Here is a 14,923-nt window from a genome sequence, read left to right on the forward strand (position 1 = left end):
CACAGTCTCGCGCCCGGAACCCGGCCTGCGCTTGCACAAACTTGCGGTTTTTATCGGCAACCGGCTGGCAGCCCGGACGCGACGGAGTAGGATGCGCAAAATCGGTACACGAACCTCGCGATTCGACCATCATGTCCGCACTGGATAGCCTGCAAGTCTTTCAAGCCCTGAACCGCTCGCCCAACGCGCGCCTGGAGCACAGCGCCGAACTGGGCGACGGCTTGTGGGCGGCCATGTGGAGCAACCATCACGACGCCCAGGAATATGCCGCGCCGAGCCACCACACCCTGTCCTGCTACATCGCCGGCGGCACCGGTACCTTCCGCCGCGACCGGCCCGGGACCATGGGCGGCCCGGGCAAGCTGTGCATCCTGCCCGCCGAGCACCAGTCGGCCTGGGTGATCAATGGCGACATTCGCCTGGCCCACGTGTACTTCAGCCCACAGCAGTTCGCCCTGGGTTGCGTCACCTTGCTGGACCGCGAACCCCGGGAGATGCAACTGCGCGAGAGCGTGTTCCTCGACGACCCGCAGCAGACCCGGCACTTCCAGCACCTGATCCGCTTGAACTGGGACGAGCCCGGCGAACGCCTGCTGACCAGCAGCCTGGCCCACGAAATGCTCGGCCACGCCTTGCTCAACCAGGCCGGCCTGCGCCAGGGCCTGCGCCTCAAGGGCGGCCTGGCCGCCCACCAACGGCGCCTGCTGGCGGACTACATCGACAGCCAGCTCGACACGCCCCTGAGCCTGGGCCAACTGGCCGGCTTGTGCGCCCTATCCGAGTACCACTTCGCGCGGATGTTCCGTGAAAGCTTCGGCCTGCCGCCGCACCAATATGTGCTGGCTCGGCGCCTGGAACGGGCGCGCCTGCTGTTGCGCAGCAGCGCCCGGCCCCTGGGGGACATCGCCCTGGCCTGCGGCTTCGCCAGCGCCAGCCACTTCACCAACCGCTTCCGCCAGGCCCTGGGCGGCACCCCGGGCGAATACCGCCAGGCCTTCGCCGGCTGACCCTGGCCTCAGGGCGCCAGGGTCAGGACGCTGAAGGTATTGGCGTGGAACAACGGATCCGCCTTCGGCTCACCCGGGACCGGCGCCGGTTGGGTGAAGTCCATCGCCGCCAGGTAGACCTTCCGGCTACGCGGGTCGAACGCCATGTTGTAGGCCATGGGTTGGGTGCTGACGCTGCCCAGCGCCTGATAGTGGTCGGCATCGAGCTGGGCGATCAGGCTGAGGTTGGCGTCCACCCCGCTGGCCACCAGCACCCGGCGGGACTGCGGGTCGTAGGCCAGGGCGTTGACGTCCCGGGTGATCGGCAGGCTGGCCTTGAGCGCGCCGTTGTCGCGATCGAGCACCAGCAACCGTGGGCGCTCACCGCGACAGGCGACGAACAATCGCGAACGCTGTTCATCCTGGGCCAGGGCACTGGGTCGCTGGCAATCGGGATACTGCCAGCGATCCATGACCTCGAAGCTGCTGGACGACAGCCGCGCCAGCACGCCTTCGTCGCGCATCGGCAAGAAGAAGCTGCCATCGCCCTTGAGCAGCAGCGGGTCGATCTTCTTCACCGCCAGGTCATGGGCGGCGACGATCCGCTCCTGCTGCGGATCGAAGACGAACAGCGTCGAGCGATCGCCCCGGCGCCCGCTGACGATGATCACCTGGCCGGTTTTCGGCTCGTACACCGCGCTGTTGAGGTTGCTCTGGGTCACGACGATGCGCTTGAGCGGCTTGAGTGTGGACAACTGCACCACGCCCAGGCTGCCATCGATGTTGAGCACCAGTAGCCGGTCCAGTTCGGGCACGAACACCACGCCATTGGCCCCCGCCGACTGCTCCAGGGTCCGCAGCGGGCGCTGCTTGTCCACATCGAACACGCTCAGGCCGTTGTCGCGCCGAGCCAGGAACAGGTACGGCCGGACCGGGTCCAGGGCGATGAACCCCCAGCTCGAACCGGCGCCCGGCAACAGCGCCTGGTGCTCACGGTGATACAAGCGGGCATCGGCCGCCGCGCCCTCGGGCTGCGCCGCCAGGGCCAGGTGGCAGAACCCCAGGGCCAGGAACCACAGGTGACGGATCTTCATCAGAACTCCAGGGTGCTGGACAGCGACACTTGCCGTGAGTCGCCCAGGGAAACGAAGTACTTGCTCACCGACGAGGTGTAGTAGGTCTTGTCGAACAGGTTCTTCACGTTGAGCTGGAACTTGACCTTCTGCCCTTCGAGCTTGGTGTCGTAGGTGGCGAAGGCGTCGGCCACGGTGTAGCCCGGCAGGTCGAAGCTGTTGGGCGCATCGCCGGCGCGCTCGCCGACATAACGGGCACCGGCGCCGACCCGCAGGCGATCGCCGCCCAGCAGGCTGCCGAAGTCGTAGACCGCCGACAGCGAGCCGCTGTTCTTGGCCACGTTCTGCAATTGCTTGCCTTTGTACTTAGTGTCCTTGGTCACTTCGGCATCGGTGTAGGCATAGCTGCCGATCAGGCTCCACTGGTCGCTGAGCTGGCCGGTCAGGTCCAGCTCCAGGCCCTTGGAATGCACCTCGCCGGCCACGCTGGTGACCGTCTCGGTCGCCGTGGCGGTGGACACCAGCACGTTGCGCTTGGTGATGTCGAACAGCGCCGCGCTGGCGGTGATGCGCCCGGGAATATCGAGCTTGGCCCCCAGCTCCCAGGACTTGGCTTCTTCAGGCTCGATGGAGCCGTCCAGCACCGCGGTGCCACCGGCCAGCTGGGCGATGCTGGAGTTGGGCTTGAACGATTCGGTATAGCTGCCATAGAACGACAGCTGGTCGGTGTAGCGATACACCAGGCCGGCACGGGGCACGAACTTCTGCCCGTTGCTGTTGGTGTTGGCATGGAACGGCCGGCCCTTGCCGGCGTACTGGTCGTATTCCTGGAAGCGTCCACCGCCCACCAGGATCCACTGGTCGGTGAGGTGGATGGCGTCCTGGAAGAACAGCGAATCGCTGCGCAGCAGATCGGTCTGGTCGCTGTCCGGGGCGCTGACGTTGGTGCCCGCCACCTGCTGGCCATACACCGGGTTGCGATAGTTGAAACTGGTGTTCTTGCCGCGAATCAGGTCGGCGCGATAGATCTTGCGGTACTCGTCGTCGAGACCGAACACCAGGTCGTGCTGCATGCCGGCCAGCTGCACCTTGCCTTCGAGGCTGGCGGTGGCGTAGCGGTCGGTGGTCAGGGCGCCCTGGGTGCCGTCCATGGTCCGGGTCAGGGTGCCGTTGGCATTCACTGCGCTCAGGCGCACCTGGCTGGCGTCGTAGGTCTCGCGGTTCCAGCTGTAGCCGAAGTGGGCCTTCCAGTCGTCGCCGAGTTCGTGGTCGACCTCGAAGCGGTACAGGTCCGAGCGCCCTTCCATGTTGTTGAACGGCTCGTCCAGGCGCCGGGTGGCCGGGATGTCCAGTGGATGGTTGGTCTTGGGATCGATGGCCGTGCCACGGTCGAACGGGGTCAGGAACTCGCGATGCTCGTAGGCCAGCAAGACCTTGGTGCGCTCGCCATACCAGGCCAGGGACGGCGCCACCAGGGATTCGCGATGGGTGCCGAAGTTGCGCCAGTAATCTTCGTCCTCATGATCGACGATCAAGCGATAGGCCAACCCGGAATCGCCGATCGGCCCGGTGGTGTCGAGACTGCCGCCGCTGCCGTTCTTGCCCGAGCCGTAGGTCGAGCCGCGCACGGTCAGCGCGGTGGATTGCTGCAGTTCGGGCTTCTTGCTGACCACGTTGATCACCCCGCCCGGGTCCTGGATGCCGTAGAGCAGCGATGACGGCCCCTTGAGCACTTCGACCCGCTCGGCCGTGGCGTTCAGGGCGCGGCCCTGCACCACCGGCATGCTGTCGCGCATGATCGAGCCGTTGCGGTTGTCGCCAAAACCCCGCAGCAGCACCGCATCCTGGGTGCCGCCCAGGGTGTTGGTCTGGGTGATGCCGCTGACGTTCTTCAGCGCGTCGTCCAGGTTGCGCGGGGTCTGGTCCTTCAGGACCTGGGCCGGGACCACGTTGATGATCTGCGGGATTTCCTGGTTCAGCGCCTGGCTGCGCGCCACCGAGGTGGTGGCCGGCGGCTGGTAGCTGGTGCTGTCGTCGGCGCCCACGGCGGTGACACTGGTGGCGCCCAGGTTCAAGGCTGCGCCCTGGGGCAATGGCTCGAGGACCAGGGTATGGGCATCGCTGCGCCGGTAGCTGAAGCCGGAGTTGCCGAGCAGGCGCTGCACGGCCTGCTCGGCGCTGAACTGGCCGTTGAGCGCCGGGGCCTTGAGGCCATAGGGCGCCTCGGAGGTGTAGACCACGCTGATACCGGTGACCCGGGTGAAATCACTCAGGGCCTGGGGCAGTGGCTTGGCCGCGATGGCGAAATTGAACAGCGTGCTGTGCTGGGCACTGCCGGATTCGGCCGCCAGGGCCACGCCCAGAGGCAGCAGCGCCAACCCCGACACCATCAGCGCGGATGCGCCGAACCAACGTTTTACCGAAGCGTTTGCCGCCGAACTTGCCCTGGACTTCATGCTTGAGACTCGTGTGTAGGAGCACATTGAATGCGAATTGATCGCACTTTCAAGCACTACACGGATGTCGAGGGCAAAGACCTCAGCAATTTTTTGAAAATATTTTCAGCCGCGCTGGAGTGAGTCGACGAGCGGAGCTGGCAAGCCGGATCTACGGCCGCTGCGCGACCGGGCGCAGCCTGCGGCAGCGGCCACACGAAGCGAGCGAACGCACGCACCTGTAGCCGCTGCTGAGCCTGCGAAGCTGCGACAAGGTCCGCAGGACCTTCGGCGCCCGATCGGCGGCCGCTGCGCAGCGGCCGCCCGGACACCTCAGTTGCTGCGCTGGATCCTTCCTGCGCTGGTGGCGGAGCCGGCCGGCTTGCCCTGGTGCTCCATGTCCTTGAGGTACTGCAACATGGCGTCCAGGTCGCTGATGCCCAGGTCGCTGCGCTGGGTGCCGTCCTTGAACAGGCTGAAGCGATCACCGCCCTCGCCCAGGAAGGCGTTCATCACCAGCCGGTAACGGGCATCGGCACGCAGTGGCTGGCCATCCAGGCGCAAGCTGCCCGGCACCACGCGATCCCCCACCGGGCGCTTGGCGTCCCAGCGGTAGCTGAAGCCCCGGGAGACCTGGAGGATGTTGGCATCGTCCGTGCCCTTCCACTGCTGGTTGAGCACCTGTTGCAACTGCCGGCCGGTGAGGTCGAAGGCAACCAGGGCGTTGTTGAAGGGTTGCAAGGTCGCCAGTTGCCCGTAGTTGAGCTTGGCCTGCCCGGGCTCCAGGGCCAGGTCGCTGCGAATGCCGCCGGTGTTCATGAAGGCGATCTTCGCGCCATTGGCCTGGCCGGCGGCCAGGTGGGCGTCGGCGATCAGGTCGCCCAGGGGCATTTCCCCGGCGCCATCGGCGCGTCGGGTGATGGACGGGGCGCCAATCGCCGCCACCGGGCTGAGCAGCACCTCATTGCTGCGCGCCTCGACGTCGCGCTGCAACCGGGCCAGGGCCGGGTCCTGTGGATAACGCGCCGGGTCGGCCAGCAGGTTGACTGCCTTGATGTCCGTGACCCGGTGTTGGCCCGGGGTCACTTGCAGGGTCAGGTGGGTCAGCAGGTGACCATAGGAATTGCCCTGGGTCACCAGCAGCGAACCGACCTTGCACAGGTAGCCCTGGTGCGAATGGGCGCTGACCAGCACGTCCACCGCCGGGTCGAGGCGCTTGGCCACGTCGATGATGTCGCCGCCAAGTTGCGAGCAGTCGGGCTTGTCGAACGGCTCGGGGGTCGCGCCGCCCTGGTGCACCACGGCGATGATGGCGTTGGCGCCCTGGGCCTTGAGCTCGGGAATCAGTTTATTGATGGAATCGGCTTCATCCGCCACTTGCAGGCCACGCATGCCCTTGGCGCTGACCATCGCCGCCACGTCGCGCAGTACCGCGCCGACGAAGGCCACCTTGACCCCGCGTACCTCCTCGATGCGATAGGCCGGCAGCAACGGCTTGCCGGTGTCGCTGTCCATCAGGTTGGCGGCCAGGTAGGGAAAGCCGCTGCCTGCGTAGTCCGGGCGGAACTGGCAGGCCTTGTCCGGCCGTGGCGATTGGCAGCCACCGTTGACCTGGCGCAGGAACTCGGCCTTGCCCTGGTCCAGTTCGTGGTTGCCGATGGCGCTGAGCTTCAGGCCCATCTGGCGCAGGGCGTCCAGGGTCGGCTCGTCGGCCCACATGGCCGACAGCGGCGGGCTGCCGCCCACCAGGTCGCCGGCGCCGATGAACAACAGCTGCGGATCTTCCTGGCGTAATTGGCCGAGCATGCCGCCGAGAGTGGCGATGCCGCCGGCCTGGAGCTTGCGCACGCCACCGGGGGCGGTTGGGTCCTTGAAGCTGAAGGGGTTGGCCTGCAGGTTACCGTGCAGGTCGTTGATGGCGACGATATTCACCGCCACCGGTTGCGGTTCGTGGGAGACCGAGTTGCAACCGGCCAGGGTGGCCAGGGCCAGGGTCAGCGCACCCAGCAACAGGGGTACGGGACGAAGACGCGACATTGAAAAGTCCTTGTATTGTCGGCAAGAAAAAGCCGCTGGCGCAGGCGGCGCGGCGAGCCTGGCGGACGCTCTGGGAGCGCCCGCCCGGTCATCGCCCGCGGCCTTGGGCAGCGGCTACGGCGCGTAGCTTATCAGGCAGGTTGCAGGGTGCCATGCACCGCTTGCGCCACCGGGGTTTTCAGGGCCGTGCCCATGCCGGCGCGCAGCAGCAGGATCTTCAGGTGGTCGGTGATGCGTTCGACCCGATCCTGGAAGTGGTTGTGGAAGATCATGCTGCCCAGGGCGATGGCGATCCCCAGTGCCGTGGCGTACAGCGCGGTGCCGATGCCCTTGGAGACCTCGCCCGGATCGGAGACACCGGTCTCGGCCAGGGCCTTGAAGGTGTCGATGATCCCCAGGATGGTTCCCAGCAAGCCCAGCAACGGCGCCGCGGTGACCACGGTTTCCAGCAGCCACAGGCCATGCATCAGCTTGCTGCGGGTGGCGATGTAGATCGACTCGCTGAGGTCTTCCAGGTCCTTGTGGCTGGCCAGCCCCTGCTTGTGGGCGAACAGCTCGGCGACCATTTCCAGGGGCAGGCTGTTGCGCTCGCGCAACTGCGCCGGCAGGTCGTCGACGCTGTGCATCTTCGGGTTGAGCACGGTCTCCAGCTTCTTTGCCTGGCGCAGGCTGAAGCTGAAGTAGATGCCCCGCTCCACCGCGATGAAGGCGGCGATCGCGGCCGCACCGTACATGGTGTAGAAGGTGATGTCGTGCAGCAGATTCATGTCCATCGTCATGTCCTCTTGTACCTGAAACGAATCAGAACGCGGCTTCCAGGGAGACCATCGCGGTCCGCTCCTCGCCGACGTTGTAGTAGGCGGTGCTCGGCGCCAGGCCATTGGTCTTCACCGAGTTGAACGACACGGTGCGGGTCGAGGCCAGGTATTCCTTGTCGAACACGTTGAGCATCGAGAAACGCAGGGTCGCGGACTTCAGCACCTTCTTGTCCACCGGCAGGTGGATGCCGGCGTTGAGGTCGAACACGGTGCGCCCGGAGATCTTCTCGTCGTTGGTCAGGTCGCCGTAGAAGGCGCCTACGTACTTGCCGACGACGTTGCCGTAGTAGCGCGAATCGTCGTAGCCCAGGCTCAGGTTGAACATGTTCTCCGGTACGTTGACCAGTTGCTTGCCGGAGGTCGGCAGCAGCACGTTCTTGTTGGTCAGGTCGTCCATCTGCTCGGACTTGGTGTAGGTGTACGAGGCGTAGTAGTTGAAGTTGTGCGGCAACAGGCCGCTCCACTCCAGCTCCAGGCCGCGGTTCTTCACCTCGCCGACGTTGGCCACCACGTAGTCGCCATTGACGTCGGTGGTGGAGATCTGCCGGTCCTTGAAGGTGATGTAGAACAAGGTCGCGCTCAACGCCATCTTTTCTTCGCTGTAGCGCCAGCCCAACTCCTGGTTCCAGCTCAGCTCGGGTTTCAGGCTGATGGAGTCGCCTTTGTTGTAGAGCACGTAGTTGGGTGGCGTGCGCATGTTGCGGGTGACGTTGTAGAACGCCTGGTTGTTCGGGTCGACCTGGTACTTGGCGTTGAAGCTGGGCAGGAACTGGTGATAACGCACGTTCCGTTTTTCCGCCTTGTCGGTCAGGCTGCCGAGGTTGTTGCCATCACGCTCCACATGCTGGTACGCCAGGGCCCCGGTCAGGGTCAGGTCCGGGGTCGCCTGCCAGGTATCTTGCACCCAGAGCTTCTGCGCCGGGGTCACGGTGTACTGGTGCCGGCCCTGGACCGTGGTGCCATTGCGGTCCACCAGTTGGTCGGAACCGTTGTAGTCACCCCAGACGTTCTCCGGCGCGCCATTGGCCTTGATGCCGATGAAGGGCTGGGTCTGGCGCTGGCGGGCGCGCTCGTACCAGTAGCCGAAGTCCAGGCTGTGCTCTTCGTTGAGGTCCCACTTGAGCTTGGTGGTCATCCCCGGGCGCCAGGTCTCGGTCCAGGAGGGCCGGTAGTAGCTGCCGGTGGGCAGGCCCGTCAGGTCATAGTTGCCAGCCTTGCTGGAAGAACTGGACAAGGTAGTGGCGGTCTGGCCACTGAAGCTGCCGCCATTGGACCACACATAGTACGGGTTGAAGGTCAGGCTCAGGTCGTCGCGCAGCTGGAAGCGCTGGGTCACCGAAGCCGTCAGGCTTTCGAAGGGGTTGCGGTTGAGCTTGTAGGACTGGGACACGCTGCCGTTCTTGAACACGGTGCTTTGCGAGTAGTCCACGCGCCGGCCCTGGGTTTGGAACTGGGCCTTGCTGACGCTGTTGTAGTTGTAGTTCTCCTGCTTGTTGTACTTGAAGATGGCGTTGGTGGAGTTGCCGTTGCCGTCTTCGAACAGGGTGTTCCACTCGATCTTGTCGGCACGCAAGGTGCCCTTGCCCTTCCACTTGTCGCCTTCGGTATGAGAAGCCGAGACCCAGGTCTTGAAGCCGCCCAGGTCGCCGGTGTTCAGCCGGGCGAAGGATTTGCGCAGGTTGTTCGAGCCCACCGATTGCTTGACGAACACCCCGAAATCCTTGGTCGGGCGCATGCTCACCAGGCCGATGTTGCCGCCGCTGGAACCGATGTGCGGACCGTCGGCCTCGGACGAGCCTTGGGTGACGAACACTTCGCTGAAGTTTTCCGAATCGCCCATCAGGTTCGGATAGATGGAGTAGTCACCCGAATCGTTGATCGGGAAACCATCGGAAGAAAGGCCCACCTGGTCGGAGTTCATCCCGCGCATGGTGAAGCTGGTGCCGCTCAGGCCCGTGGCATCGGTGCTGGAGACGTTGATCCCCGGGGTGTACTTGAGCTTGTCCACGGCGTTGGCGGTGGGCGCCATCTGGTCCATGGCTTCCTTGGTCACGGTGGAACGCGCCTTGGCGCTTTCTTCCTTGATCATGTGGCCATTGCCCAGGGACTGTTTGCCGACAACGTTCACCGCACCGACGTCCACGGTATCGTCGGCCAGAACCAATGGCGCAAAACTGCCCAGGCCCGATGCCAGAAGCAGGGCATAAAGTTTATTGATCTTCACGGGTCAATCCCTTGCTTACAACTTTCGTTAATAGGTGATGGGTTATTCCACGTTGTAGCTAAAGGTCGCGGTGAACCGTTGCTTGTTCTTGCCCGAGAAGGCGTCCGCCGGGAACGGCGAGACCTTTTCCACACGGCGCAAACTGGTTTGCGCGGCACGGTTGAGCAACATGTTCGGCGCCTTGTTTTCGATGCCACTGTCGAGCACGTTGCCGGCCCGATCGACTTCCAGCCAGATCACCACATCGCCCTGGGGACGCTGCAACGAGGCCTCGCGGCCGCTGGGGTATTGCTTGTGCTTTTCCAGTTCCTTGCGCAAAGCGGCGGTGTACAGGCTTTCCTTGATGGCACTGGCCGGCGCCGCGGGGGCTGGCGCTGGGGCCGGTGCTGGGGCCGGTGTCGCCACCGGGGGCCTTGGCGCCTCGGCCACGATGGGCTGCGGCGCCGGGGTGCTCTTGGCCACTTGCGCCGGGGCCGGTTTAGGCGCCACGGGCTTGGCTGGCTCGGGCTTGGCCACCAGCGGCTTGGGTACCACGGGCTTGGGCTTGACCACCGGCTTGGGCTTGGGCGGCTCGATCACCAGGGGCTCTTCATCCGGCGCCACCACCGGCGGCTCGGGCGCGAGGGGCAACGGCTCCGGCTCGGGCGGTGGCGGCTCGGCCACGGCCAATAGTTCGCTGGCATCCACCAGGGCCACTTCCACGGTGCTTTCGTCGTACACCGGCGTGATCTGCAATCGCTGCAACTGGCTGCTGTAGATCACCAGCAACAGAAGGCCGGCCGGCAGCAGGCATGCCAGCAGCTTGCGGGTTCGATAGAGACTGAACATGGCGTCAGGACTTGCGCGTGGCGATGGAGACGGACGAGAAACCATTGCCCTTGAGCAGGTCCATCACCGCCACCAGGCGCTTGACCTCCACGCCCTGGTCGCTGTTGATGATGATCACCAGCTTTTCGCTGCCGGTATTGAGCACCTTGAGTTGCGCCAGCAGGGCACCTTCATCCAGGTCCTGGCCATCGAGTTGCAGGCGCTCCTGCAGGCCCAGGGTGATGACCGCCTTGTTTTGCGGTTTCAACTGTTGCGCGGTACTGGCGACCGGCAACTGCGTCTTGATCCCCACGGCCGGGATCACGTTGAGACTGATGAGTACGAAGAACACCAAGAGAAACATCATCACATCGATCATCGGGATGATTTCGATATGGGCTTTTTTCTTTTTAGCTACATCCCAGCTGCGCATCGACTTGCTCCTGCTTCAGCCATCCCTCCCCTACGAGAGCTGAATCACAACCCTCTCCGATCCTGACCATGTGCTCAGGAATGCGCAGATCATCCGCGCCTCGTGTAACGGTTTAGTGACAGAACGAAGTGATATCGATGAATGTTCGGGAGCTCTGGGACAGGCTTCTCAGCGCAGGACGAGCAGCCTGCCGAACATCTTGTGCTGGCGAAAACCCAACACTGCCTGCAGGGAGTCGAGGACCGCTTGCGGGTCCTTGCTGGAGAAGCTGCCGCTGACTCGGCGCTGGGCCAATTGCGAGTCGAGCAACAGGATGCGCCCCGGGAAATAACGCCGCAGGTCCGCGACCACCTCGGCCAATGGCGCGTGGTAGTAGTTCAGCCAACCCTGGCGCCAGGCCAGTTGCGCTTCGCTGTCGGTCCCATGCAACGGCGCGGCCTGGCCCTGGCCATAGGCCACTTGCTGGCCGGCGCCAAGCACTTGCTGGGGCGCGCCCGCGGCCGGCGTGACCCCGACCCGTCCGGACAGCACCGTGACCTGGGCGCCCTGGGATTGCAGGCGCACTTCGAACTGGGTGCCCAGGACCCGGGCCTCGCCTTGCTCGGCGCTCACCACGAAAGACTCGCCGGTATGACTGACCTGGAAGAACGCGGCGCCACGGCGCAGTTGGACGTGCCGCTGGCCATGGCTGAAGTCCACGGCGATGGCGCTGTCGGCGTCCAGGGTCACTTGGCTGGCATCGGCCAGGGTCACGGTGCGCACCTGGCCCGGGGCCGATACATAGTCGGCGCCCAGGTCGTCGACCCAACGCCCCGGCTGCCACCCGGCGCCCAGGGTCACGGCCAGCAACAAGCTGGCAGCCAGCGCCAGGCCCACCGACCAGCGGCGCCGGGCCCGGCCCCTGGCCCCGTCCATCTGCCGCAGCAAGCCTTGCAGGGCCTGGTCCTCTTCGGCGGCCAGGGTCCGCGCCGGCTGCTCGCTCAACTCCCATAGCACCTGGACCTGGGCATAGGCTTCGACATGGGCCGGGTCGGCTTGCAGCCATTGGCTGAAAGTCGCCTGGTCGCCGCTGCTGGGCTGGTCGTGGAGCAGGCTCAGCCAGGCCAGGGCGGCCTGTTCCTGGGCAGGCGTCGGGGTGACGGTGGAGCGCTGGTTCACGGGGCATTCCTTGGCGTACGCGTGGTCGAGGGCTCCCGCAGGCTGGCCTTGCAGGCTTCGAGGGCGCGCATCATATGTTTTTCCACGGCGCTTTGGGACAGGTCCATCGCCTTGGCGATCTCGGCGTACTTGCGCCCATGGATGCGATTGAGCAGGAAGATCTGCCGGGTACGCTGGGGCAGGCCGCGCAAGGCCGCCTCCACATGGCGCAGATCGTTACCGGCCTCCAGCACGGCCTGGGGCTCGAGAGCGTGCTGGTCTTGCTGCTCCGGCACCCAGCCGGCGCTGACCCGCACCCGCGCGCCTTCGCTACGCAGGTGGTCGATGGCGATATTGCCGGCGCAGCGCAGCAGGTAGGTGCTCAGTTCCTCGACCTGGACCAGGGGCCGGCGCCAGAAGCGCAGGAACAACTCTTGCACCAGGTCCGCGGCGGTGGCCCGGCAACCGACCCGGCGACTGACCAGGGCCTCCATCTGCGCCCGCTGGGACAGGAACACCTGGAGAAAATGCGCACGAGTGCCCTGCGGGTCGGAGCGATCCAGCTCTGTGGGTTCCGGCGGCAGGATATTCATCGCAGGCGCGGTACTCAGAATTGGGCCAGGGCCGCCAGCGGACTGGCCAACAGGCTCGCGCCCGCCATGGACAGCACCAGGCGCGGGCGGTACGGCAGCAGCCAGACCAGCAGCAAGGCGCTGCACATCAACACCGCGCACCACTGCACCAGCCCCAGGCTCCAGCCGGTGTCTTGCACTGCGGCCACCAGCGACAGCCCCAGCAGCAGCCAGCCACCCAGGCGCAGGCCCTGGCGACGGCGGGCGCTGGGCTTGCTGCCCAGCACCTCACCGTGGTGCCGATCCAGGGACAGGCACAAACCGGTGAAGCCGGCATAACAGAGCAACAGGGCCAGGAGCATTCAATCCACCTCGGTTTCAGCGGCCCGAGAGCGGGCCCGGGACGGGTTGGCGACAGGAGCCCGGGCGGCGCGTTGCATCTTGTACGCGGCCCAGGCCAGGAACAGGCCACTGGCCAGGCAAGCCAGGTCGAAGCCGGCCCGGGTCCAGTCCCCACGACTGAGGAAACCATCGGCCAGGTTCGGCGCGGTCAAGGCATCGAGCAGCGCAATGCCGGCCAGCAACAGGGCCGCCAGCGCCAACTGCTCGATCCAGGCCCGGCGCCCACGACGCAACGCCGCATGCAACAGGCCCAGGCCCCAAGCACTGAAGAAGCTGTTGACCTCCCAGTCGGCGCGCTCGGCGAAGCCGGCCGGCAGCAGGCGGTTGGCCCAGAAGAACGCCGCCACCGCCAGCACCAGCCCGGACATGCTGGCGATGTTCAGCACCTCCACCAGGCGCAGCTCGAAGGGCATGACCGGGCTCTTGGCGTGCTTGAGTTGGCGCTTGCCGAGCCAGATCACCAGCCCGGTGCCGATCATCGCGGTGCTGGCCAGGCCACAGATGAAGTACAACCAGCGCAGCACCGGCCCGGCGAACATCCCCATGTGCAGCCCATAGAAGCTGCCGCCGATGGCCTTGGGCAGCGACTGCCCGGGACTTTCCGACAAGGGCTGGCCGGTGACGCCGTTGAACGCCAGCGCGCTGCCGAAGTTGCGAGCCACCTGGTCGGCCCCATGGCGCATGACCTGCACCGAAGCGTTCGCATCCCCGGGATTGTTCACTACCACCCGCTGCGCACGCCCACCCGACCAGTGCTGCAAGGCTTGCCTGAGCATCGGTTGCAAGGGCGCCAGCGGTGCTGGCTCACCGGCAGCCGGGGTATTGCGGGCTGCCGGTTGCAGGTCCTGGAAAAAGGCATTGTTGTCGCCCTTGTAGGCGATCAAGACGCCCGCCGGCATGACCATGGACATGAAGATCACCAGGCTGCTGTAGGTGATCATCAGGTGGAACGGCAGCACCAGCACGCCCAATGCGTTGTGCCCGTCGAGCCAGGTGCGCTGGCCCTTGCGCGGGCGGAAGGTGAAGAAGTCCTTGAAGATCTTCTTGTGGATGATGATCCCGCTGACCAGCGCCACCAGCATCACCATGGCCGCCATGGTCGATAGCCAGCGACCCCATGGATAGGGCATCTGCAATTGGAAGTGGAAGCGATAGAAGAACTCGCCGCCCCGGGTAGCTCGCGCATGCAGCTCGCTGCCCGTGGCCGGGTCCAGCAGCTTCTCGCTGAAGGCGCCGCGCTCGCCGGGTTTGCCCGGTGCCTGCCAGGCCACCGACAGGGCCGGCTCACGGGCGTCGGGCAGGCCGATGAACCAGCGTTGCGCGCCCTGGCCATGCTGCTCCAGGTAGCGCTGGGCCAGGCCCAGGCTGGTCTCGGCGTCCAGGGTCCGGGCCGGGATCTCGGGCTGCATCCAGTGGCTGATCTCGTGCTTGAAATAGGACAGGGTCCCGGTGAGGAAGATGGCGAACAGTAGCCAGCCGAACAGCAATCCGCTCCAGGTGTGCAACCAGGCCATGGATTGGCGCAAACCCTCTTTCATGGCAGGGCCGCCCAATAGGCGCTGCCAGCCACCAACGCCAGCACCAGGCAAGGCAGGAGCAAGCCGAACCAGGCATGCCAGGCGCTGCGGCAGGCGAAGCACCAGATCACCGCCAGCAGGTAGAACAGGAACGAACTCATCATCGCGCTGAGCACCGCGTCGACCTTGGACAACGGCAGCAGCAAGCTCAGGCAGGCGCAGGCCAGCGCCGCCAGCAGGTAGCCGCCCAGGACCGCGGCGCAAACCCGCGATGCCACCGCCAGGCGATAGGAAGCGGGAATTCCGCCGGCCTTGCTTTTCATGTTCGGACCTTGCAGCAAAAGAAAGCCCGGACGCGCATGCCCGGGCACAGAAGGCGGACAATATTAATGATAAATATTCTCATACGCAAAAAGCGCTGAGAGTCATCGCCCTGCCCGTCCATCCGCGCCAATTGCCGAAGCTCATATCGCCCCACTACA

13 protein-coding genes are annotated in these 14,923 nt (G+C 65.4%); 1 reads left to right on the forward strand and 12 read right to left on the reverse strand.

Going from position 1 to position 14,923, the window contains the following annotated elements; genetic code table 11:
• Positions 1-131: 131 nt before the first annotated feature.
• On the forward strand, positions 132-1,007 hold the full coding sequence (locus CAG11_RS10525) for a helix-turn-helix domain-containing protein (protein WP_085596261.1): 876 nt from the start codon (positions 132-134) through the stop codon (positions 1,005-1,007).
• Between the two features lie 8 nt (positions 1,008-1,015).
• Here the strand turns inward: CAG11_RS10525 and CAG11_RS10530 are convergent, their stop codons facing one another.
• The 12 genes from CAG11_RS10530 to CAG11_RS10585 all read right to left on the reverse strand — a co-directional run bounded on the left by CAG11_RS10530 (position 1,016) and on the right by CAG11_RS10585 (position 14,764).
• Entirely contained in the window at positions 1,016-2,080 is a 1,065-nt protein-coding gene (locus tag CAG11_RS10530) for a hypothetical protein (protein WP_085596262.1), read from the reverse strand.
• Positions 2,080-4,515 (reverse strand): TonB-dependent receptor, encoded by a 2,436-nt coding sequence (locus CAG11_RS10535; protein ID WP_085596263.1) that lies wholly within the window; start codon positions 4,513-4,515, stop codon positions 2,080-2,082. The genes CAG11_RS10530 and CAG11_RS10535 overlap by 1 nt, the downstream gene beginning before the upstream one ends.
• Before the next feature lie 312 nt (positions 4,516-4,827).
• Complete coding sequence (locus tag CAG11_RS10540) at positions 4,828-6,531, reverse strand: bifunctional UDP-sugar hydrolase/5'-nucleotidase (protein ID WP_085596264.1); 1,704 nt, start codon at positions 6,529-6,531, stop codon at positions 4,828-4,830.
• A 131-nt stretch (positions 6,532-6,662) separates the two neighbouring features.
• Positions 6,663-7,304: a MotA/TolQ/ExbB proton channel family protein gene (locus CAG11_RS10545; protein ID WP_085596265.1), complete on the reverse strand. Its 642-nt coding sequence runs from the start codon at positions 7,302-7,304 to the stop codon at positions 6,663-6,665.
• Positions 7,305-7,332: 28 nt separating this feature from the next.
• Positions 7,333-9,573 carry a TonB-dependent receptor gene (locus tag CAG11_RS10550; RefSeq protein ID WP_085596266.1) on the reverse strand — a complete coding sequence of 747 codons (2,241 nt, stop codon included), beginning with the start codon at positions 9,571-9,573 and terminating at the stop codon, positions 7,333-7,335.
• A 42-nt stretch (positions 9,574-9,615) separates the two neighbouring features.
• A complete protein-coding gene (locus CAG11_RS10555) occupies positions 9,616-10,401 on the reverse strand; it encodes an energy transducer TonB (protein WP_085596267.1) in 786 nt (261 codons plus the stop codon).
• A gap of 4 nt (positions 10,402-10,405) precedes the next feature.
• Positions 10,406-10,813: a biopolymer transporter ExbD gene (locus CAG11_RS10560; protein ID WP_022642394.1), complete on the reverse strand. Its 408-nt coding sequence runs from the start codon at positions 10,811-10,813 to the stop codon at positions 10,406-10,408.
• Between the two features lie 168 nt (positions 10,814-10,981).
• Complete coding sequence (locus CAG11_RS10565) at positions 10,982-11,971, reverse strand: FecR family protein (RefSeq protein ID WP_085596268.1); 990 nt, start codon at positions 11,969-11,971, stop codon at positions 10,982-10,984.
• Entirely contained in the window at positions 11,968-12,543 is a 576-nt protein-coding gene (locus CAG11_RS10570) for an RNA polymerase sigma factor (RefSeq protein WP_022642392.1), read from the reverse strand. Before CAG11_RS10570 ends, CAG11_RS10565 begins: the two co-directional genes overlap by 4 nt.
• A gap of 14 nt (positions 12,544-12,557) precedes the next feature.
• Positions 12,558-12,884 (reverse strand): DUF3325 domain-containing protein, encoded by a 327-nt coding sequence (locus tag CAG11_RS10575; RefSeq protein WP_022642391.1) that lies wholly within the window; start codon positions 12,882-12,884, stop codon positions 12,558-12,560.
• The gene (locus tag CAG11_RS10580; protein WP_085596358.1) at positions 12,885-14,462 is read right to left on the reverse strand and encodes a PepSY domain-containing protein; all 1,578 of its coding nucleotides are present in this window, start codon (positions 14,460-14,462) and stop codon (positions 12,885-12,887) included.
• The gene (locus tag CAG11_RS10585; RefSeq protein ID WP_085596269.1) at positions 14,459-14,764 is read right to left on the reverse strand and encodes a DUF3649 domain-containing protein; all 306 of its coding nucleotides are present in this window, start codon (positions 14,762-14,764) and stop codon (positions 14,459-14,461) included. The genes CAG11_RS10580 and CAG11_RS10585 overlap by 4 nt, the downstream gene beginning before the upstream one ends.
• Between the last annotated feature and the right edge of the window lie 159 nt (positions 14,765-14,923).

Source organism: Pseudomonas sp. B6(2017) (genome assembly GCF_002112765.1).
Classification (GTDB): domain Bacteria; phylum Pseudomonadota; class Gammaproteobacteria; order Pseudomonadales; family Pseudomonadaceae; genus Aquipseudomonas; species Aquipseudomonas piscis.